This window comes from Pseudomonas aestuarii (genome assembly GCF_027988105.1).
Classification (GTDB): Bacteria; Pseudomonadota; Gammaproteobacteria; order Pseudomonadales; family Pseudomonadaceae; genus Aquipseudomonas; species Aquipseudomonas aestuarii.
In genome coordinates, this window is sequence record NZ_JAQJZJ010000009.1 from 206,878 (window position 1) to 229,125 (window position 22,248).

16 protein-coding genes are annotated in these 22,248 nt (G+C 59.6%); 11 read left to right on the forward strand and 5 right to left on the reverse strand.

The features are described 5' to 3' along the window. Positions 1-21: 21 nt before the first annotated feature. Together PH586_RS18740 and PH586_RS18745 are read right to left on the reverse strand one after the other, a co-directional pair. Positions 22-1,626 (reverse strand): ATP-binding protein, encoded by a 1,605-nt coding sequence (locus PH586_RS18740; RefSeq protein WP_271349313.1) that lies wholly within the window; start codon positions 1,624-1,626, stop codon positions 22-24. Positions 1,627-2,007: 381 nt separating this feature from the next. Further along, the gene (locus PH586_RS18745; RefSeq protein ID WP_271349314.1) at positions 2,008-2,739 is read right to left on the reverse strand and encodes a response regulator; all 732 of its coding nucleotides are present in this window, start codon (positions 2,737-2,739) and stop codon (positions 2,008-2,010) included. Between the two features lie 919 nt (positions 2,740-3,658). On the opposite strand from PH586_RS18745, the gene PH586_RS18750 reads away from it, so the two are divergent. The 7 genes from PH586_RS18750 (at position 3,659) to PH586_RS18780 (ending at position 15,244) form a co-directional block, all read left to right on the forward strand. Continuing rightward, positions 3,659-6,562, forward strand: coding sequence for a ribonucleoside-diphosphate reductase subunit alpha (locus PH586_RS18750; protein WP_271349315.1), 2,904 nt, complete (start codon positions 3,659-3,661; stop codon positions 6,560-6,562). Positions 6,563-6,924: 362 nt separating this feature from the next. After that, positions 6,925-8,175 carry a ribonucleotide-diphosphate reductase subunit beta gene (locus PH586_RS18755; protein WP_238042877.1) on the forward strand — a complete coding sequence of 417 codons (1,251 nt, stop codon included), beginning with the start codon at positions 6,925-6,927 and terminating at the stop codon, positions 8,173-8,175. Between the two features lie 118 nt (positions 8,176-8,293). Further along, positions 8,294-8,779 carry a hypothetical protein gene (locus PH586_RS18760; RefSeq protein WP_271349316.1) on the forward strand — a complete coding sequence of 162 codons (486 nt, stop codon included), beginning with the start codon at positions 8,294-8,296 and terminating at the stop codon, positions 8,777-8,779. Continuing rightward, positions 8,769-9,488, forward strand: a complete 720-nt coding sequence (locus tag PH586_RS18765) for a hypothetical protein (RefSeq protein WP_271349317.1) — start codon at positions 8,769-8,771, stop codon at positions 9,486-9,488. The genes PH586_RS18760 and PH586_RS18765 overlap by 11 nt, the downstream gene beginning before the upstream one ends. A gap of 710 nt (positions 9,489-10,198) precedes the next feature. Beyond that, the gene (locus tag PH586_RS18770; protein WP_271349318.1) at positions 10,199-12,169 is read left to right on the forward strand and encodes a reverse transcriptase domain-containing protein; all 1,971 of its coding nucleotides are present in this window, start codon (positions 10,199-10,201) and stop codon (positions 12,167-12,169) included. Beyond that, on the forward strand, positions 12,166-13,098 hold the full coding sequence (locus tag PH586_RS18775) for a carbon-nitrogen hydrolase family protein (protein ID WP_271349319.1): 933 nt from the start codon (positions 12,166-12,168) through the stop codon (positions 13,096-13,098). Before PH586_RS18770 ends, PH586_RS18775 begins: the two co-directional genes overlap by 4 nt. Positions 13,099-14,191: 1,093 nt before the next feature. Next, positions 14,192-15,244 carry a hypothetical protein gene (locus PH586_RS18780; RefSeq protein ID WP_271349320.1) on the forward strand — a complete coding sequence of 351 codons (1,053 nt, stop codon included), beginning with the start codon at positions 14,192-14,194 and terminating at the stop codon, positions 15,242-15,244. A 259-nt stretch (positions 15,245-15,503) separates the two neighbouring features. Here PH586_RS18780 and PH586_RS18785 read toward each other — a convergent pair whose 3' ends face one another. Then, positions 15,504-16,163 carry a dioxygenase family protein gene (locus PH586_RS18785; protein ID WP_271349321.1) on the reverse strand — a complete coding sequence of 220 codons (660 nt, stop codon included), beginning with the start codon at positions 16,161-16,163 and terminating at the stop codon, positions 15,504-15,506. Positions 16,164-16,663: 500 nt separating this feature from the next. Between PH586_RS18785 and phaR the strand changes: the two genes are divergently transcribed. After that, entirely contained in the window at positions 16,664-17,188 is a 525-nt protein-coding gene (phaR, locus tag PH586_RS18790) for a polyhydroxyalkanoate synthesis repressor PhaR (protein ID WP_271349322.1), read from the forward strand. An 85-nt stretch (positions 17,189-17,273) separates the two neighbouring features. On the opposite strand, the gene phaP is transcribed toward phaR, so the two are convergent. Then, a complete protein-coding gene (phaP, locus tag PH586_RS18795; protein WP_271349323.1) occupies positions 17,274-17,840 on the reverse strand; it encodes a TIGR01841 family phasin in 567 nt (188 codons plus the stop codon). Next, positions 17,806-18,171: a hypothetical protein gene (locus tag PH586_RS18800; RefSeq protein WP_271349324.1), complete on the reverse strand. Its 366-nt coding sequence runs from the start codon at positions 18,169-18,171 to the stop codon at positions 17,806-17,808. The genes phaP and PH586_RS18800 overlap by 35 nt, the downstream gene beginning before the upstream one ends. Before the next feature lie 139 nt (positions 18,172-18,310). Between PH586_RS18800 and phbB the strand changes: the two genes are divergently transcribed. The 3 genes from phbB to phaC all read left to right on the forward strand — a co-directional run bounded on the left by phbB (position 18,311) and on the right by phaC (position 22,118). Then, complete coding sequence (gene phbB, locus PH586_RS18805) at positions 18,311-19,054, forward strand: acetoacetyl-CoA reductase (RefSeq protein ID WP_271349325.1); 744 nt, start codon at positions 18,311-18,313, stop codon at positions 19,052-19,054. Between the two features lie 76 nt (positions 19,055-19,130). After that, positions 19,131-20,312, forward strand: coding sequence for an acetyl-CoA C-acetyltransferase (locus PH586_RS18810; protein WP_271349326.1), 1,182 nt, complete (start codon positions 19,131-19,133; stop codon positions 20,310-20,312). A 99-nt stretch (positions 20,313-20,411) separates the two neighbouring features. Then, positions 20,412-22,118 (forward strand): class I poly(R)-hydroxyalkanoic acid synthase, encoded by a 1,707-nt coding sequence (gene phaC, locus PH586_RS18815; protein ID WP_271349327.1) that lies wholly within the window; start codon positions 20,412-20,414, stop codon positions 22,116-22,118. The last annotated feature ends 130 nt before the right edge of the window (positions 22,119-22,248 follow it).

Consider the following 22,248-nt stretch of genomic DNA (forward strand, 5'->3'; position numbering starts at 1 on the left):
ATCAGCCCCGGGGCATGTCGTTCACGCCTGCTGGCGCGGCCATACCAGGCTGAACTTCGCCCCGCCCAGGGCTTCGCTGTGACCGATCTGGGCGCGACCGCCGTGCCAGTAGATGATCCGGCGCACGATCGACAGGCCCAGTCCATGCCCGCCGGAGGCGCGGGTACGGCTGTCGTCCAGGCGCAGGAAGGGGTTGAAGATGCGCTCCCAGGCGTCATCGGGCACCCCGGGACCGTCATCCTCGACATCCACGCGACAGCGCAGCTGGCCGACCTGGTAACTCACCCGCACCCGCGATTCGGCGTGGCGCATGGCGTTGCTCACCAGGTTCTGCAGGGCGCGGTGCAGGTAGCGCAACTCCGCCTCGACCAGCGCCCCGCGGCCATCCCGCGCATCCAGTGCCGGGCCGCGCTCGACCCGCACGCCGGCGCGCAGCGGCGCCAGCTCGTCGATCACCTGGTCGATCAGCTGGCCGAGGTCGACCAGCTGGAAGTTCAGCGCCGGCGCGCCCTGCTCCAGGCGCGCGTAGGTCAGCATCTCGTCGACCAGCTTGTCGAGGTCCTGGATATCGCTGTCCATGCCGTCCATGTATTTGCGCCGCGCCGCTTCGCTCTCGGCATCGCCGATCATCTCCAGACCGAAGCGCAGGCGCGCCACCGGCGTGCGCAGCTCATGGGACACGGCGCGCACCATCTCGCGCTGAATGTTCAGGGAGCGCTGCAAGTGCTCGGCCATGGCATTGAAGGCCGCCGCCAGCCGCCCCACCGAGTCCGTACCGCGGCTAGGCGCCCGCGCATCCAAATTGCCACTGGCGATGCGGGTGGCGGCGCCCTCCAGATCACCCAGGCGCTGCTCCAGTCGCCGCACCAGCAGATAGACGGTCAGGCCGATCAGGCTCAGGCCCAGCACCCCGATCAACACCAGCAGCTGCGGCGGGTAGGGGCTCATCTGATACAGCGGGCCGAGCTCCAGCACCCAGGATGAACCGGCGATGCCGGAGAACACATGAATGCTGTCGCCGCCCTTGCCGAGCGCCATCACGGTGTCGCCCTCCTCCACCCGCCGGCGCTGGTCGATGTCCAGGTTCGCCTGCTCGAGGCTGACCAAGTGCAGGTCGAAACCGAACTGCTTGGCCTGCTTGAGCTCGGCCAGGCGCTGCGGCTGCTCGGCCAGCGGATAGCGGATCAGCTCATCGATCAGCAGAAACACCGTCGCCCGCGCCAGCTGTTCGCTGATCTGCTGCACCTCGCCGGTCAGCAGCAGTGGCTGCTGTTCATCGAGCTGGCTATAGACGGTCGCCGCATGCGGCCCGGTTTGCCGCACCAGCACCTGGCCGCGCATCAGACGCTTGCGCTCACCGCCATCGAGCGGGGCCTCGACTACCGGCTGCAGGGTCAGCGGGATGCCCAGCAGGCGCGACCAGAGCACCACGGAGCGCCGCCGCTCGAGCTCGCTCATCGGCGCCAGGTTGTCGGCCATCAGACGGAAGGTGCCACGCGCCAGGCGCTCGCGGTATTGCTCTGAGCGCACCTCGTTGACCAGGTGCAGGGTGCCGACGCCGAGCAGCGCCACCAGCACCAGCACCGCCAGCATGCCGGCATAGATGCGCAGAAAGATCGAATTCATATTTAGGGTCTGTTGAGGCTTAGTCGCGAGCCGCGTTGCTGCGCAACCCGATGGGCCGGGCCGGTTATCGCCCGGTGCTGCGTTATTCGTCGTTCATTTGGAACAACCACAAAAACGCCTGGAGCGTTTTTGCGCGTAAGCCCCGAAGGGGTGAAGCACATGGATGTGCTGAACAAAATTCGCTCCTCATGCCTTGCCCCGCGCAATACCCGACTCCGGCGCGGCCACGACTTAAACCTCAGCAGACCCTAGCAGGCCGTTGAAAAACGTAGGCGAGGCAGCCGAGGCTAGGCAAAAACAGGCGAGGAAGCGGAGTTTACGGGTTGTAAATGAGCATTCCGAGCCTGTTTTTAACGACGCATCGGCAACGCAGGTAGTTTTTCAACAGCCTGCTAGCGCTTCGGCCGCCTCGGCGACGAACAGATAGCCCTTGCTGCGCACGGTCTTGATCAGGCGTGGGTGCATGGGATCGTCGCCAATCTTCGGCCGAATCCGCGAGATGCGCACGTCGATGGAGCGATCCTGGCCGTCGTACTCGATCCCGCGCAAGGCATTGAAGATCTCCTCGCGCGAGAGAATCCGCCCGGCGTTGGCCGTCAGCAGCCAGAGCAGGTCGAACTCGGCGCTGGTCAGCTCGATGCTCTGTTCGCCCAGCCAGGCCTCGCGCATCGCACTGTCGACCACCAGCGGGCCGAACTCCAGGCGCCGCGGCCCTTCGTCGACAGCCGCCGCGACCCCCTCGCGGCGCCGCAGCAACGCCCGGACCCGCGCCAGCAGCACCCGCGGGCGCACCGGCTTGTACACGTAATCGTCGGCGCCCATTTCCAGGCCGAGCACCTGGTCCATGTCGTCGGTGCGCGCGGTGAGCATCAGGATCGGCCCGTCGTACTGGTCGCGCACCTTGCGGCAGATCGTCAGGCCGTCCTCGCCCGGCAGCATCAAATCGAGAATCACCAGATCCGGCTGCTCCTTGATGATGCGCGCGGCCGCCTTCGCGCCGTCGCCCTCGATGCTCACCGCCAGGCCATTGCCTTCCAGGTAATCACGGGTCAACTCGGCCAGACGCTGGTCGTCTTCGACGATAAGGATGTGCCAGGTGTCTTGCTGCTGCACGGCTGCCTCCGGGGGACAGATCAACGACGACGAGAAAGACGCCGATTGTAGCAATGCCGACCGGCGTTAGTGGCCCGATCGGTCAATCCATTTATCCGTGGACTCAAAGCTGTCCAGGACCTTGCAGGAAGTCGCACCCGCTGCCGAACGTGTTGCCGTGCCAAGACGCGTAACCCGCCGATGGCAATTTCATCCGGGTTGCACCCGCCCCACCTGACTGACGAATTGGCGTTAACCAACCAAGCGCACAAATCACCCGCCCGAAAAGCGCCGCGGCGCCTCTGCACAGAGCAGGCCAAAATGCCACAAAAAAAACTACATATTGTGTTTCTGTGGCGGACTTAAAAACTCGCGTATTGACGTGAAAAAAAAGCGTAACAACGACGAACGGTAGAGGCCGGCCCACCCCAGCAAACACGCGGGTTTGCGCAAGTTACCCCAAGTTAACCCACAGCTTTATCCACAGGCCGGAGGACTTGCCATCCCCCCAAGACCGCACTATCTTGTATCTCCAGCGCAGCAAACACCTATATGTTGGGTTTTGACCTCAAAAATGGCACAAGCACAATTGCCCACAACAGGTCTAGACCCCAAGCCGCATCGGTGCATAAAAGAACCTCGATAGTCGCCTCCGCACACGCGTAGCGGCCATTGCTCCGGCAGCGCGACTTGCCTGCCAGAGCCAAGATAACGCCAGGCGGCTCTTGCACGCCAACCACTACATCTAGTAGTGCCGGCCATGGCCGACACAAGACACGAAGCCAGGAAGGCGCTTTCACTCAGACCCTTCCAGCCAGTATGCAAGCCCCCTGCTCCCAGCCTCTGGCTGCGTGCAGGCGTTGTTGACAGCTAAGAACGGCAGTAGATAGACCGCAAAGCGCCCGACTCGACAAATTACAGATCACGGAGACACGCATACATGCATACCGACACCTCTCGCGAGAACTCGCAGGCCCAAGCGCCACAGGCCACCGATGGCAACCTGGAACTGAGCGCCACCGCGCCGGGCCAGTTGCGTGTGATCAAGCGTAACGGCACCGTGGTGCCTTACACCGATGACAAGATCACCGTCGCCATCACCAAAGCGTTTCTCGCAGTAGAAGGCGGCACCGCCGCCGCCTCGTCGCGTATCCATGAAACCGTCGAGCGCCTGACCGAACAGGTCAGCGCCACCTTCAAGCGCCGCATGCCGTCCGGCGGCACCATCCACATCGAAGAAATCCAGGACCAGGTCGAACTGGCCCTGATGCGCGCCGGCGAGCAGAAAGTCGCCCGCGACTACGTGATCTACCGCGAGTCGCGCAGCCAGGAGCGTAAGCGCGGCGGCAGCGATGTCGCCGAGCCGCACCCGAGCCTGCGCGTGACCCACCTCGACGGCACTGTGGCGCCGCTGGACATGGGCCGCCTCAACACCATCGTCACCGAGGCCTGCGAAGGCCTGGCCGAAGTCGACGGCGCGCTGATCCAGAAAGAAACCCTGAAGAACCTCTACGACGGCGTGGCCCAGAGCGACGTCAGCACCGCCCTGGTGATGACCGCGCGCACCCTGGTCGAGCGTGAGCCGAACTACAGCTACGTCACCGCGCGCCTGCTGATGGACAACATCCGCGCCGAAGGCCTGGGCTTCCTCGGCGTGGCCACCAGCGCCACCCACCACGAGATGGTCGACTTCTACGCCAAGGCGCTGCCGGCCTACATCGACAAGGGCATCGAGCTGGAACTGCTCAATCCCGTGCTGAAGACCTTCGACCTGGAAAAACTCGGCCGGGCGATCAACCACGAGCGCGACCAGCAGTTCACCTACCTCGGCCTGCAGACCCTCTACGACCGCTACTTCATCCACAAGGACGGCACCCGCTTCGAACTGCCGCAGATCTTCTTCATGCGCGTGGCCATGGGCCTGGCGATCGAAGAGCAGCAGAAAGAAGACCGCGCCATCGAGTTCTACAACCTGCTGTCGTCCTTCGACTACATGGCCTCGACCCCGACCCTGTTCAACGCCGGCACCCTGCGCCCGCAGCTGTCCTCGTGCTACCTGACCACAGTGCCGGACGACCTGGGCGGCATCTACGACGCCATCCGTGACAACGCCCTGCTGAGCAAATTCGCCGGTGGCCTGGGCAACGACTGGACCCCGGTACGCGCACTCGGCGCCTACATCAAGGGCACCAACGGCAAGAGCCAGGGCGTGGTGCCCTTCCTCAAGGTGGTCAACGACACCGCCGTCGCCGTGAACCAGGGTGGCAAGCGCAAGGGCGCGGTCTGCGCCTATCTCGAAACCTGGCACATGGACATCGAAGAGTTCATCGAGCTGCGCAAGAACACCGGCGACGACCGTCGCCGCACCCACGACATGAACACCGCCAACTGGATCCCGGACCTGTTCATGAAGCGCGTGTTCGACGACGGCCAGTGGACCCTGTTCAGCCCGAGCGAAGTGCCGGACCTGCACGATCTGACCGGCAAGGCCTTCGAAGAGCGCTACGAGTACTACGAAGCCCTGACCCAGTACGGCAAGATCAAGCTGTTCAAGACCATCCAGGCCAAAGACCTGTGGCGCAAGATGCTCAGCATGCTGTTCGAAACCGGCCACCCATGGCTGACTTTCAAGGACCCGTGCAACCTGCGCAGCCCGCAGCAGCACGTCGGCGTGGTGCACAGCTCGAACCTGTGCACCGAGATCACCCTCAACACCAACGCCGACGAGATCGCCGTGTGCAACCTGGGCTCGGTCAACCTGCCGAACCACATCACCGACGGCCAGCTCGACCGCGCCAAGCTCGAGCGCACCATCAAGACAGCCGTGCGCATGCTCGATAACGTCATCGACATCAACTACTACTCGGTGCCGCAGGCGAAGAACTCCAACTTCAAGCACCGTCCGGTCGGCCTCGGCATCATGGGCTTCCAGGACGCCCTGTACCTGCAGCACATCCCCTACGGCTCGGACGCGGCGGTCGACTTCGCCGACAAATCCATGGAAGCGGTCAGCTACTACGCCATCCAGGCCTCCTGCGACCTGGCCGACGAGCGCGGCAGCTATGAGACCTTCCAGGGTTCGCTGTGGAGCCAGGGCATCCTGCCGCTCGACTCGCAGCAGATCCTCATCGAGCAGCGCGGCCAGAAGTACATCGACGTCGACCTGACCGAGTCCCTCGACTGGGCCCCGGTGCGCGCCCGTGTGCAGAACGGCATCCGCAACTCGAACATCATGGCCATCGCCCCGACCGCCACCATCGCCAACATCACCGGCGTGTCGCAGTCGATCGAACCGACCTACCAGAACCTCTACGTGAAATCGAACCTCTCGGGCGAATTCACCGTGATCAACCCCTACCTGGTGCGCGACCTCAAGGCCCGCGGCCTGTGGGACTCGGTCATGATCAACGACCTCAAGTACTACGACGGTTCCGTGCAGCAGATCGAGCGCATCCCGCAGGAGTTGAAAGACCTCTACGCCACCGCCTTCGAAGTCGACACCAAGTGGATCGTCGACGCCGCCAGCCGCCGCCAGAAGTGGATCGACCAGGCCCAGTCGCTGAACCTGTACATCGCCGGCGCCTCGGGCAAGAAGCTCGACGTGACCTACCGCATGGCCTGGTACCGCGGCCTGAAAACCACCTACTACCTCCGCGCCCTGGCCGCCACCAGCACCGAGAAGTCCACCGTCAGTACCAGCAAGCTCAACGCCGTGTCCAACGGTGGCAACGACGGCCTCAGCGCAGCACCGGCCAAGGCCCCGGAAGTGGAAATGTCGGCCGGCCCGGCACCGGTGCCAAAAGCCTGTTCCATTGATGAGCCAGACTGCGAAGCCTGCCAGTAAGTGTTCGGCAGCGCGTGGATCTGAGCGGCGCCCGCGTTGTTGCCGCACGGCCCGACCCCGGTCATGTACAGCCGTACATTCCCGGGGCCGGCCCGCACGGCGCCTAGCGCTCACTCGCTCAACTACACGCTCGAAGGGCGTGCAAAGCGTGAAGCCAAAATTTGTAGGATGGGTTGAGCGCAGCGATACCCATCAATCTGCATATAGGTAAATTCCGCGAACGAGGCGAACCACAGCCCGCCCGCGAAGCACGATCAGAACACCAGATAACAAGCCGTTTGCGTGCACTCGACAACGGACTAGAATTAACTGTACATCCATACAGGCCGGTTATTTCACCGCCCTGAAGCAGGAGCCAAGCCATGCTGAGCTGGGACGAATTCGACAAGGAAGACGGCGCAGACGCAGCCGTCGCCAGCAACACCACCGCACAAATCGCGGACATGAACATCGACAAGCTCGACCAGGTCGGCGGTGCCGCCGCGGTCGAAGCACGTGCCATCGCCGCCGACGACAGCGCTGCCGTGGCCCGCGCCAAGGCCGCCCTCGACCAACTCGACATCGCCGAAGGCCTGGCCGAGCTGGAAGGCGCCTCCGCCCGCGTCGCGGTCGACGAGAAGCGCATGATCAACTGCCGCGCCGACCTCAACCAGCTCGTGCCCTTCAAGTACGACTGGGCCTGGCAGAAGTATCTGGATGGTTGCGCCAACCACTGGATGCCCCAGGAAGTGAACATGAACGCGGACATCGCGTTGTGGAAAAGCACCGACGGCCTGACCGACGACGAGCGCCGCATCGTCATGCGCAACCTCGGCTTCTTCTCCACCGCCGACAGCCTGGTCGCCAACAACCTGGTGCTGGCCGTCTACCGCCTCATCACCAACCCCGAGTGCCGCCAGTACATCCTGCGTCAGGCCTTCGAAGAGGCGATCCACACCCACGCCTACCAGTACTGCATCGAATCGCTGGGCATGGACGAAGGCGCGATCTTCAACATGTACCACGAGATTCCGTCGGTGGCGAAGAAGGCCGCCTGGGGCCTCAAGTACACCCGCTCGATCTCCGATCCGAAGTTCGAAACCGGCACCGTGGAGACCGACAAGGAACTGCTGCGCAACCTGATCGCCTACTACTGCGTGCTGGAAGGCATCTTCTTCTACTGCGGCTTCACCCAGATCCTCTCCATGGGCCGCCGTAACAAGATGACCGGCGTCGCCGAGCAGTTCCAGTACATCCTGCGCGACGAATCCATGCACCTGAACTTCGGCATCGACGTGATCAACCAGATCAAGATCGAAAACCCGCACCTGTGGGATGCCGCGATGAAGGACGAAGCCACCCAGATGATCCTGGAAGGCACCCAGCTGGAAATCGAATACGCCCGCGACACCATGCCGCGCGGCGTACTGGGCATGAACGCGGCGATGATGGAGGACTACCTCAAGTTCATCGCCAACCGTCGTTTGACCCAGATCGGTTTGAAGGAAGAGTACCCAGGTACCACCAACCCGTTCCCATGGATGAGCGAGATCATGGACTTGAAGAAGGAGAAGAACTTCTTCGAAACGCGGGTTATTGAGTATCAGACCGGTGGGGCGTTGAGCTGGGATTGATTCAGCTTATCGGTCAAAGTCATCCATCAGTGAATTGCTTGAGCTGTAGTTCAGTGCTTTCACTAATGGATGACGCAGAGCGCAAACATTTGCCATAACGACAAAGGAAGTTAAAACAATGAACAGCAAGATCCGTATAAAAGTCGGCACTGCTGAAGTTGAATTTGAGGGCACAGAGCAATATATGCGCGAAGAAATCCCTTCAATTCTTGGAATGCTTGTTGAATACTCAGAATTCCAATCTTCCCTCGATGAAGAGTCATCTGAAATACTTCCAGAGTCAACGGACACAGCAAAGAAAAAACTACAGATAACCACCAACACCATCGCAACAAAATTAAATTCAAATTCCGGCGCTGACTTAATAATAGCGGCATGCGCGCACTTATGCCTAGTAAAAGGCCAGGATTCATTTAAGCGCTCGAATATCTTAGCAGAAATGAAACTAGCCACTAATTTCTATAAACAAACCTACAGCAAGAATCTCAGCGCTGCACTTCAGAGCCTAGTCAAAGCAGGAAAGATACTCGAAACCTCAGTAGACACATACGCACTAGACTCAAAAGAAAAGCAGAGACTAGAGAGCATCTTGAGTGGTTCTTGATCTTAGAAACCTAATAACGCGCAATACCTTTTCACGCAAAGAAAAGGTGCTGCTGTTATTAGCACATGAACACGAGCAAGAAACCTCTGTAGCACGTATCAAAGAACTAGCAATACAAAGCGGGCTGCGCGAAATCTCAAAATGGAATATATCTCAACTACTTTCCGACCTAGGTGAGCTTGCCACGCGACTCCCTAATGGCTGGATAATTACCAACGCAGGATTAGACCACCTTGAATCCATTGGCATATTGAAGTCACGACCAGCTAAAGAAACACAAGCAACACTGAGGGAATACAGTTCGAAAATTTCCTCGACATCAACGAAGGCATTCGTTGAAGAGGGTATTGAGGCACTTGAGCTAGGGCTTTTTAGATCCGCCGTTGTGCTTTCATGGATTGGAGCTATTTCAATACTTTATGAAAAGGTCATCGCTGACCACTTAAAGAATTTTAATGCTGAGGCATTGAATCGCAATCCAAGATGGAAAGAGGCAAAAACCTCTGACGACCTTTCCAAAATGAAAGAGTTTGACTTCCTGCAAATTATTGTAGCGATTTCAATAATCGGAAAAAACACAAAAGATGAACTTGAGCAGTGTTTGAAACTACGAAACACATGTGGCCATCCGAATAGCCATGCAATAGGTGAGCATAGAGTAACTTCCCACATGGAAACTCTTATTCTGAATGTTTTTTCAAGATTTTGATCGTGTGACCAGCACTACGCGCTACACATCCCTGCCTGCGACTACCGTTTCGCCTTCACGACGAGTTACTGACAATTGGGGGCAGACCACGATTTCCGTTAACCGATATTACGGGTTTCGCCCTTACGGCGAGTCACTTTCTCTTTGCTCGCGCGAAAGAGAAAGTAACCAAAGAGAAAGCGCGCCCGGCATCCGGGTTTCGCTGCGCTCAACTTCCCTCGCTCCGGCGCTGTTCCGAGGGTCGTCACGGTGGGCCATCCCTGGCCCATCGTTCCTCGTTTGGCATCCATGCCAAACGCCCCTCTACACAGCACCTCCACTCGGCCTCCTGACGGAATTCGGGATCGCATTGTCTGCACGATTTGTGGAGGACAAAGCGAACAGCAAAAGCAGAGCGTGAACGCAAAAGCATCGCGGCCGTGGGCCGCTCCTACAGATCCGGCTGGTATCCGTAGATTTGGAGCGTAATATTAGGGAACAGACCACGGTTTTTTCGCTTCTGCTTGATCATTCAAACGAAACCGTGGTCTGTCCCATATTATCCTTTATAAACCTAGACCTGCTGCGTGCCAGTACTATGGGCTTTAGAGAAAATCTACCCCATTGCAGGTAGACCCACTGCATCCGCAAGGAATCGCTGCGTCGCCTAACCCAAACAGGATCTTCCTGGAACAAGCTCAACTCAACTGGCTATCCGAGGACACCGAAGCATGATTCTCGACCTCAACGACCGTGTCAAAGTTGCCTACAAGAAGCTGAAACAGATGGTTCACTTCGAGAAAAATTCGCTGAGCTTGCGACGACGCCTAGCCGAGTTTGAGTGCGAAGGCGACTTTAAGGAACGACTCAAAATAGTCGCAAATGTCGCAAAATCCAAAGCACCTCACGAAACTGCCGAGTTCAAAACTTGGTTAGAAGACATTCACTTCGACGTTATTCCTAAGGGTGTGGAAGGGTCGGAAAAGCCGAGGGACTGGCAAGGCTCGTTTGTGTCAAATGTCACAACCGCGCCAGTGCATTGGGCAGCGAAAGTGAACTACATGTTCGATGGTCCTATTGAGTTGCACCTGCTATCGGTGCTGTGGCTGATGACTGAGGGGGCTGAGTATGACGACACACTCTCCGGACATTGCTTTGGCTCCCGTCTTCACCAGTTCGTCGGAAATGACGATGATCACTCGGCCTACCTTTTCAAGAAGTATCACGAGCTGTATGCAAAGTGGCGGGACTCCGGCATTGAAAAAGCCCGAGACCTCCTCTCTGAGGACCGGCAGAGCGTCTATTTGGTCGGTCTCGACGTGCAGGAATATTATTACCGCATCCAGCTCGACTGGGAGAGCCTCCGCGCGCAAATCAAGCGCCCCGTGCCGAAAGGACCGCTTTACGCTTTCTTCATGAGTCGCCAGGTTCTGGGTGCCAAACTTTTCAAATGCATCGAAGAGGTATGTAAGAGCTACCGGGATAAGCTCAATCCAATGCTCGCAATAACACACCCTGATTTGCCGGAGGAGGCAACGTGTCTGCCGATTGGATTCAGTGCATCTCCGGTGATTGCGAACTGGTATCTGAAGGAGTTTGACGACGCTATCCTTGCGAAGGTCAGGCCGGCTTACTACGGGCGCTATGTTGACGACATTCTCATGGTTGTAGCGATGCCCCAAGCACCAGATGAAAACGACCCTATCATGAGCTTCATGGATCGGGTTCTTGTAGATGCCGGAATCCTGAAGTGGGATGAGGAGAATGCACGATTCGAACTTCGTTCCAGACCAGGTCTTTTCTTGCAGAGGCAGAAATGTATTTTGCAGTTCTTCGACGCAGAACACTCGACCGCAGGGCTCGATAAGTTCCAAAAGCAGATCGAGGAAAATGCCAGTGACTTTGCGCTCTTGCCGGTGGATGGGGATGAGAGCCCCGTAGCACAGGTTGCCTACAACCTTATGTATGACGGTTCAGTAAACAAATTCCGCAACGTGAAGGCAGTCGCGGAAAACCGTTGGGAGCTTGCGGGCCATCTTGCGAAACAAATCCAGCTCCACCTGATGACGGAAGGTGCTGTCGATAAGGACTTGAAGGACGAGCTATTCCGATTTTTCAAGGGCCGTAACGCGATTGAGTACTGGGACATGTGGGAGCGTGTCATCAGTTTCCTGGTGGTTGCTGGCGACGCTAAGGGCGCTGAGTTTTTTAGCAAGGCGATGCGTGGCGAGATCATGAAAGTAATGTACGGAACCTCCAGTGAGCGCTCGATGAGAGATCGTTCGAAGATTTCCAAGAGCCTTCAGCAAGCTTTGAAATTTCATCTCAACCTTTGTATGGAGCTGAGCGTTGCCGTGATCGGCACAACTGGAAATGGCGCCACCGCCGCAACTCGACTATGGCGGGAGTCGAATCTCATTCGACATCACCTAGTGGCGATACCTCTGCTGAACTACACCAGCTACGACGGAAATCTGGCATCACCTTGGGGCGCGTCGAACCTGTTGATCGACCCTCAGAAGGCGGTCGCTACTCCGCGGTTTGTGCATTTTGACGAGTGTCTTGAGTTCGTCGCGTCTGGCTGCATTAAACTCAGCAAGAAGGATTCGGTAACCAGAGCGAACGACGTCTACAAACTCTTCCATGGTTCTGAGATTGGGGATGTGACGAGTGAACTCGTTGGCAAGGTGGGTTCGAAATGAAGCCATTCCGAAAAATATCGATTGGCGCTCGCACACCTGATTTACATGGAGGTTTGCGGGTGGCTGTCGGGCACCTAGCTGTGGATGAAAAGAACATCGAAGGCAGCTTTATGGGGACGCCGAATGTTTCGCGCCAACGGATGAAGGAGCTTTCAGAACTGCTAAACGATGTGGTGAAGCACGGCAGCCGTTACCCTGAGCAACGTGTGGACTTGCTGGTTCTCCCAGAAGTGTCGGTGCCGCATAGGTGGGCGACGTTTATCACCCGGTGGGCGAAGGAGCATCAAGTGGGGGTCATCTGTGGACTTGAACATCGTATTGACGATCGAAGCCAAGCTTGGAACGAGCTGCTAGCGGCACTGCCTTTTCGTGGAGATAACGGATCGAAGGAATGTGCGCCGATTCGACGCCTGAAGAAACACTACTCGCCTGGAGAAGAATTTCAGCTAACCAACAATTGCCTCTTAGCTCCGAAAAAGCCGAAAAAGAGCCGCTACCAGCTCTTTCAATGGCGAGGTGCAAGTTTTGCCGTCTACAACTGCTATGAGTTGGCAAGTGTGGAAGACCGCTGCCTTTTCAAGGGCATGGTCGATTTCATCGTCTGCTCCGAATTCAACAAGGACGTTAACTACTTTTCCAATATCGTAGAGTCCGCCGCTCGCGATCTTCACTGCTACGTGATCCAGGTCAACAGCGCTCAGTTCGGTGACTCTCGTGTCGTCAGTCCATCAAGAACTGAAACACTGAATCCCCTTCGAATTAAGGGGGGAGATAACCAGACATTTCTCACGATGCGGCTTCCGCTGCAACAGTTGCGTAGTCACCAGCTCAAGAGATATGGACTTCAAAAGGACTCGAAGGAATACAAGCCGACACCGCCGGATTTCGATATTGCAGAGATAGAGAAGAGAATTCGCCTTGGGCGATGACCCGGCGCCGACTCCCCGCCGAGGGCGCGTCGGTGGGCCGCTGAAGATGCGACTGAACAATTGGGGACACCCATTAGCCGGCCCTACGTCAAGACACAATCGGGGACAGACCACGATTTCCGTTAACCGCTATTACGGGTTTCGCCCTTACGGCGAGTGACTTTCTCTTTACTCGCTTCGCTCGCCCTTCGGGCCAGCCTGCGGCTGTTACTACGCTTCGCTCCGTATGCTCGCGCGAAAGAGAAAGTAACCAAAGAGAAAGCGCGCCCGGCATCCGGGTTTCGCTGCGCTCAACTTCCCGCGCTCCGGCGCTGTTCCGAGGGTCGTCACGGTGGGCCATCCCTGGCCCATCGTTCCTCGTTTGGCATCCATGCCAAACGCCCCTCTCCACAGCACCTCCACTCGGCCTCCTGACGGGATTCGGAATCGCGTTCACTGGACGATTTGTGGAGGACAGAGCGAACAGCAAAAGCAAAGCATCGCGGCCGTGGGGCGCTCCTACAGGGCCGACTGGTATCCGTAGCTTTGTAGATGGGTTGAGCGCAGCGATACCCATCAAAAAGCTGTGGCTCTGCTTTTGGTCATCAAACCGCAATGGCATAGGCGACACCAAACGCCCCATCAGGAGGCCGAGTGGAATCGTTGCGGAAGGGGTTGAGCGGCATGGATGCCGCGAGAGCCGCGATGGGCCAAGGATGGCCCTTCGCGGCGGGCCCCTGGAGCAATGATGGAACGAGGGAAGTCGCGCGTAGCGAGACCCGGATGCCAGGGGCAAGACTTTTTGGTTACTTTTGGGGCGACTGCCAAAAGTGACACGCCGTAAGGGCGGAACCGTTAGATCAATCGATACACAAGCGGCGAATACACGCTGGCGACCGGCGTTTTGCAAGGTAGTTGTCGCATCAGCCGTGTTTTTAAGCTGCTATCTTCACTGCCGACTGCTCCTTTCCGGGTTGATCGCGCCCACGCTCCCGAATGGAAATGCCGCCCGGGATGCGTTCACGCAGAGCGCAGGAACGATCAGAACAAGTGCAGCACTGCGGGTTCAGCCTCTGTACACTTTCCGCCTTTGAACGATGCCAAGGACGATTAAATGCAACAGAAATGGATTGATCGCCCGGCATCGGACACGGATTGGTTTGATCTGGCACTTGAGCTATCTAACGGCTTTTTCCGCCGGCACTTTTCCTTGGTGGCCAAGGCCGCCCCGCCGCTCTTCGGCTTCGCCATATTCGTCTTCTATTTCTACCGCAACCATTTCTACCCCAGCTTCGATCTGTTCCAGTTCTCCTCTTTGCTGCTTGCTGCCGCGGCCATTGGCTTCGCCATCATTGGCGTTCTGGTAGTACCGCTGTTCCTACCGGGCCCTTGGATCTTCAGCCAATTTCTCGAGCACAAGACGATCAAGGACGAGCTGCGGTACTCGCGCCCCTATATCGATAACCAACGCGTCTGGTGGGTCCTGAAACTGGGCTGTCTGGTGTACTGGCTTCCCTTCTTGGCCTGCGCAGCCGGGCTGGTAACGGTTGCACTCCTTGCGCCGAAACTCTTCGTATTATCGATCTTTTTGGTGCCAGTCCTGGTCAGCCTGATCGCCGGCCTAATCGTCCAAGCCGCTTTTGGGTTACCGCCGTTCAGCTTCCTTCGCTATCTATGGGCCGCGGATGTAGCAGTCATGGCAGTAGGTGGGTTTATCACTGTCATGCTGGTGCAAACTGCACCGGTCATCGAAGGGTTCGATATTGGTGCCTGGAAGTGGCTGGTTTATATCGCAGTCATGCTGGCCGTCTCACTCATAGCGGCGATGTGCTCGTTTCTCTTTATCGCAGGCTGGAATGTCGCACTGCACTTTTCCGTAATCTTCGCACTGCTGATTGCCGGCTACAGCGGCGTGCTCACCACCCTGCCAGAGAAAACGGTGGGTGTCCTGGGGCTCGGGAATTACCAAGCCGAAGCACTCTTGCTGGAGCAGAGCTACTGCGACGAGGCGACGCTGAAATGGTTAGCCTTGGATGAAGGCTGCGCACTGACAAAGATCCACGTCGTCTGGTCGCTTGGTGAAAATCTGATACTTCGCACCGCCGATGAACGCACGATGCAAATTCCATCGAGATTCATTCGGGCCATTGCGAGATCAGACAACTAGAGCAAGAGCCAAAGGGGTCGGGGTGAATTATCTAGCAGCTGATCATTCCGAATTGATCAAAAATAAATCACTCCGCCCCCTTTAGCTCCGACCTCACGGACGAACATATTAGGGGACAGACCACGGTTTCTTAAGCACGATAATCGTGGTCTGTCCCCAATACCCCCAACAATGCGCAAGGCCGTCGGGCAAGCGCCAGGATGTGCACGCGCGGGAAGCTCGGTCCGGGGGTTGCTCGACTGGCGGGCGGCAGGTGTCGCTAGAACCCCCGCGCCAACACGATATCGAACACCCCGCTGCGCCCTTCGCCGTCCGCCTGCAGCGCAATCACGCTGTCCGGGTGGCCGCTGGCCCAGGGATCCTTGGCGATGTAAGGGTCGCCCTCGAAGTACAGCTGCAGGGTCACCGGCACGTGCAGCGACTCCATCACCCGGAAGTGGATATGCGCCGGCCGGGTGATCCCGGCGTACTGCTCAAGCCCCGGGAGGTTCGGCGGTACCGGGTAGCGGCCGGGCATCACCGTCTCGATGCGGTAGCGGCCCTGGGCGTCGGTGTAGAGCATTCCGCGCAGGTGGAAATTGCCCTTGTCGGTGAAGTTGCCCGGCGTCTGGGTGTCGTACAGGCCGGTGCTGTTGGCCTGCCAGATCTCGACCAGGGCGTTGGCGATCGGCGTGCTGCAGTCCGCGCTCAGCACCGTGCCGCTGACCACCAGTCGCTCGCCGGGCTCCTCCGGGCCGGCCAGTTTCGCCAGGAAAGGCGCGCCGAAACGGTAGTAGGGCCCGAGGATGTCGCCCTCGGTAGGCCGACAGATCTGCCGCGCCAGGACCGGCGAGGCCAGCAGGCCGCCGCCGAGGATGACGCCACCATAGAGAAAGTGACGCCGCGAAAGGCCGGCGCCTGCCATTTGCCGCTTGTCCATCTCCGCCTCCTGGCCGGGGCATGCCCCGGACGTAACCATGACTGCACGTCGGGCGCAGCGGCGCATGTGAAGGGCCTGGCGTGTATTAATTCAGTCTAGCGAGTAACCCGCATAGCCACTCTGGAAAACGCTGCGCGGTTTTCCACGGGGTGGGCAACGCGCAGCTTGTCCACCTTGATGAGCAGACCGCCAACGGCAGCAAACACCGCAGCACGCTTTTGGCTTTTCAATGCGCGATCGCACAGACGCACCAACCTCCCCGTTCAGCAGACCGAAACCCAGCGAAGCGGGGTAACAGCCGCAGGCTGGCCCGAAGGTTGAGCGCAGCGAGTAGCGCAGCGAGTAGCGCAGCGAGTAGCGCAATCGTTGCGCAGCAGGTTGCGGCATGGATGCAGGAGGTGGAGTGAAGAAGGATGCCCTGGCAGGCTGGTCGGATGCCGTCCCGCCTCGGGGGCTTTGGGTTACCATGAGCGCATAATCTTCTGCGCAAGAGTCCCAGCATGTCTGATCGGAACCCGATCCGCCTGATCAAGAAGTATCCCAATCGTCGTCTCTACGATACCCAGACCAGTACCCACGTTACCCTGAGCGACATCCGCAGACTGGTCGTTGAGGAAGAGTCGTTCCAGGTGGTGGATGCCAAGACCGGCGAAGACCTGACGCGCAGCATTCTGCTGCAGATCATTCAGGAAGCCGAGAGCGATGGCGAGCCGATCTTCTCCAGCGACATGCTCAAGGGCATCATCCGCTTCTACGGACCTTTCCAGGGCATGCTTGGCAGCTATCTGGAAAATAGCATCAAGGCGGTGGCTGACATCCAGGCGCAGACTGGCCAGCAATCGTCCCAGGCCTGGAGCGACTTCATGAGCGGCCAAGTGCCGATGATGCAGAAGGTGATGGGGCAGTATGTCGAGCAATCTAAGCAGCTCTACCTGAACACGCAGAACCTGTTCGGCATGTTCCCGGGTTTTCCCGGTGCGGCTGGCCAGGCTGACAAAGACAAGAAGGATGACGACAAGACCTGATCAGGCTTGTCTTGCAGCACTTTCCAGCAAAACCAGGCAATAACCCCGGCATCGCCGGGGCCTTGCAGATCATTCCAAGCCAGGCTTACTTGCGTGCTCCGCCAGTCGCCTTGCTCGCCTCCGGGGTAGCCTGACCGGCCGCTGCCGCTGCCGCGAGCCCACTCTCGGCCATTTCCGCCGCCTGCTTGGCGGTTTTCTGCGCGCTCTCATAGACGCTGTTGGCGCCCTCGACGGCCGACTTCATCATGGCGATGGCTGGCTCGGAGCCAGCTGGCGCATTCTTGGCAATTTCAGCTACCAGGTCCTGCATCTGCTGGGTGCTCTGGGCAGCCTGACGCTCACCGAGCTTGGCGATATCGGCCTGAGTGCTGGAGAGCAGGTCGTAGACCTTGCGATTGAACTCCTGCAGGCGCTCAGCCTGTTGTGCGGGGTTGACCATGCTGCTGAACGCGGCAGCGAAGCTTTGCGGGTCGCGAGCGGAGAACAGGGTGCGGACGTTGTTGAAGCTTTCCTCGCTGACGACGCGCATGGCGGCAAGCTGCAGCTGGCTGAGCTGCTCAACACTTTTCAGTACCTTGCCATTTACCTGCTCGAGCAGGTCGAGGTTGGCTTTCTGGTCAGCCTGCAGCTTTTCCGAATCGAAGAAGGACATGGGTGAGTCTCCTGAGGATAGTGATGTTCAAAGGCCGTGCTGTCGCGCGCTTCTGCACTCGACTCGCTGACTCATTCTTGGCGATCCAGCAACCGCGTGCAACTGTTTTTTTGCACTGCACAAAAATAACCACAAATAAGAAGAAACCGAACAGACCGCCCACCCGCACCGTCACACGGTCGCTACAGCGCTTCCAGTACCAAGGCCCCATGACGATCTGATGACGAGCAGCCATAATCCTGGCGCATGTTTTTGCATAACTGAAATAGCCAAACGCGAAGCGTGACGAATTGACGAACGGTTCATAATCTGACCCATAAGTCGTATTCATGTCTTCACAATTCGCGCGCATGATCCATTCGCCGGGACACCATCAGATGAGCCTCGACCGCCGCAAGGCGGGCCAGGTGCTCCGTCCGATCCTGCACCTGTTGCCCCGGCTTTCAATCGAAAAGTGGAGCTCATTCAGCATGACGGACAAACGAATTGCACTGGTAACCGGCGGCATGGGTGGTATCGGCACGGCGATCAGCCGGCGCCTCTACCGTGACGGTTTCATCGTGGTGGTGGGCTGCAGCGCGCAGTCCACACGCAAGGAAGCCTGGCTGGAGCAGCAACGGCAAGAAGGCTTCGAGTTCCACTGCGTGACTGGCGATATCACCGTCTGGGACGACACCGTGCGGGCCTTCGCCGAGGTTCGCGAGCAGGTCGGTGCGGTCGACGTGCTGGTCAACAATGCCGGCATCACCCGCGACACCACGTTCAAGCGAATGACCCCCGACGACTGGAACGCGGTGATTGCCACCAATCTCAATGGCCTGTTCAACACCTCCAAGCAGGTCGTCGACTCGATGGTCGAGCGCGGCTGGGGCCGCATCATCAACATCTCCTCGGTCAACGGCCAGCGTGGCCAGTTCGGCCAGACCAACTACTCGGCCGCCAAGGCCGGCATTCACGGCTTCACCATGGCGCTGGCCCGCGAAGTGGCGAGCAAGGGCGTCACCGTCAACACCATTTCTCCCGGCTATATCCTCACCGACATGACCGCGGTCATCCGCGAAGACGTGATGGAGAAGATCGTCGCCGGGATTCCGGCCGGGCGCCTCGGCCAGCCCGACGAGATCGCCTCCATGGTCGCCTGGCTGGCTGGCACAGAAGCCGGCTACGCCACTGGCGCGGACTTCTCGATCAACGGCGGCCTGAACATGGCCTGACCAGGGTCCGGCTGATTTTCGGCGGCTGCCCCACCGGGCAATCGCCTCCTCCTTCGCTTGCCGCAGAGATCTGAACATGAACGATGTTGTCATTGTCGCCGCCACCCGTACCGCCATCGGCAGCTTCCAGGGCGGTCTGAGCGCCATTTCCGCTCCCGACCTGGGTGCCGCCGTGATTCGCCAATTGCTTGCCCAGGCCGGCGTGCAGCCGAACGCCATCGACGAAGTGATCCTCGGCCAGGTGCTGACCGCCGGCTCCGGGCAGAACCCCGCGCGCCAGGCCGCGATCAAGGCTGGCCTTCCCCCTGAAGTCCCGGCCATGACCCTGAACAAGGTCTGCGGCTCCGGCCTCAAGGCCGTGCAGCTGGCTGCCCAGGCGATACGCTGCGGCGATGCCGAGCTGGTGATCGCTGGCGGCCAGGAGAACATGAGCCTGGCGCCCTATGTGCTGCCCAAGGCGCGTACCGGCCTGCGCATGGGCCACGCCGAACTGCTCGACAGCATGGTCAAGGATGGCCTATGGGATGCTTTCAACGATTACCACATGGGCGTTACCGCCGAGAACCTGGCCGCGCAATACGGCATCGGCCGTGAGCAGCAGGATGCCTTCGCGGCCACCTCGCAGCAGAAGGCCGCCGCCGCCATCGAAGGTGGGCGCTTCAAGGATGAGATCACCCCGATCCTGATCCCGCAGCGCAAGGGCGATCCGCTGGTCTTCGATACCGACGAACAGCCGCGTGGCGATACCACCCTCGACAGCCTCGGCAAGCTGCGTCCGGCTTTCAGCCAGGGCGGTAGCGTGACCGCCGGCAACGCCTCGACCCTCAACGACGGCGCCGCCGTGGTGCTGCTCGCCAGTGCGAAAAAGGCCGCCGAGCTGGGCCTGCCGGTGCTGGCGACGATCAAGGCCTATGCCAGTGCCGGGGTCGATCCGGCGGTGATGGGCATAGGTCCGGTAGCGGCCACCCGCCGCTGCCTGGCAAAGGCCGGCTGGGGCATCGATGAGCTCGACCTCATCGAGGCCAACGAGGCCTTCGCCGTGCAGGCGCTGAGCGTCAATCAGGAACTGGGCTGGGATAGCGCCAAGATCAACGTCAACGGCGGCGCCATTGCCCTCGGTCATCCGATTGGCGCTTCCGGCTGCCGCATCCTGGTCACCCTGCTGCACGAGCTGCAGCGCCGCAACCTGAGCAAGGGCCTGGCCACCCTGTGCATCGGTGGCGGCCAGGGCGTGGCTCTGGCAGTTGAGCGCCAATAGGGCTGAGTGATTGACCCCGGCCTGGCCTGAGGGTCACGCCGGCATCGCTCAGACATCCGCCCCACCTCCAGCAGACTTCTCAGATAGCGGACACTAGTTATGGAAAACGCTACAGCCTTCACCTCATTTTTCTCGCCCAACCTGCCGTTCGGCGTGCGCCTGACGTTGGAACAACTGCACTTATGGGTACGCCTAAATCCTTGGTTCCAGGGCAATGACACCGATGCCTGGTTCGAGGTAGATAGCGCTGTCCTCGAGAGCCTGCAGGCCGAATACAACGGCGAATGGATGCAGCTGAGCATGCAGACGCTGACCCAGCAGCCGTTTACCTTCAGCGACAAGCGCTTTGCCGGCACTGCCTGGAGTCAGCCGCTGTTCGGCTCGTTGGCAGCCCTCTATCTGCTCAACTCGCGCTTTCTCATGCGCCTGCTCGGGGCGCTCCCGATCGAATCCGGCAAGATGCGTCAGCGCCTGGACTACCTGGTGGAACAACTGGTCGCCGCCGCCGCGCCAAGCAACTACCTCAACAGCAATCCCGAAGCCCTCGATCGAGCCGTACAGACCCAGGGCGCCAGCCTGTTCAGCGGTCTGTTGAACCTGGCCAGCGACATGCGCGAAGGCAAGTTGCGCCAGTGCGACAGTGGCGCCTTCGAGGTCGGCGTCAACCTGGCCACGACCCCGGGTCAGGTGGTCTACCAGAACCCGCTGTTCCAGCTGATCCAGTACTCGCCGCAGACCAAGAAACAGCACCAGCGTCCGCTGCTGATCGTGCCGCCGATGATCAACAAGTTCTACATCCTCGACCTGCAGCCGGAGAGTTCGTTCGTGCGCCATGCCCTCGAACAGGGCCACCAGGTGTTCCTGGTGTCCTGGCGCGATGCCGACGCGAGCATTGCCGACGCCAGCTGGGACGATTATGTCGAGCAGGGCATCCTCGAGGCGATCAAGGTCACCCAGCGCATAAGCGCCCTGGAACAACTCAACATCCTCGGCTATTGTGTCGGCGGCACCCTGCTCTCCTGCGGTCTCGCCGTCCTGGCCGCGCGCGGCGAGAAACCGGCTGCCAGCCTGACCCTGCTGGTCTCGCTGCTCGACTACGAGGACGCCGGAGTGCTGAGCATCTTCATCGACGAAGCAACCGTCAGCTACCGCGAACGCACCATCGGCGGCGAGGGTGGGCCCTTCGGCCTGTTCCGCGGCGAGGACATGGGCAACACCTTCTCGCAGCTGCGCCCCAACGAGCTGTGGTGGAACTACAGCGTCGAGAAATACCTCAAGGGCCAGAAACCGCGGCCGCTCGACCTGCTGTACTGGAACAACGACAGTACCAACCTGCCCGGCCCCATGTACTGCTGGTACCTGCGCCACACCTACCTGCAGAACGACCTGAAGAGCGGCAAGCTGCAATGCTGCGGCGAGGTGCTCGATTTGGGCAAACTCGACATGCCGACCTACCTGGTCGGTACCCGCGAGGACCATATCGTGCCCTGGGCCGGCGCCTATGCCAGCACCCGCCTATTCAAGGGGCCGCTGCGCTTCGTGCTCGGCGGCTCCGGGCACATCGCCGGGATCATCAATCCACCACAGAAGAACAAACGCGGCTACTGGACCAACCCCGAGCTGCAGGCCGACCCGGACACCTGGCTGGCCGGCGCCGAGGAACACCCCGGCAGCTGGTGGAGCAACTGGGCCGAATGGCTGAGCGAATACGCCGGCAAAAGCGTCGCGCCGGTCGCCAGCCTCGGCTCGGAGCAATACCCGCCACTGGAGGCGGCACCCGGCCAGTACGTAAAGCGACGCGGCTGAGCCGGACGAGCCCATGCACCCGGGCCGACCAGAGTCTTCCCGGCCCGCTGCAACATGACTGCAGATGGGCCGCGCCAAAAGGCCTTGCGCCTGGCCAGCGCAGCCGAGCAGGGCGCGGCTAACCCTGTTG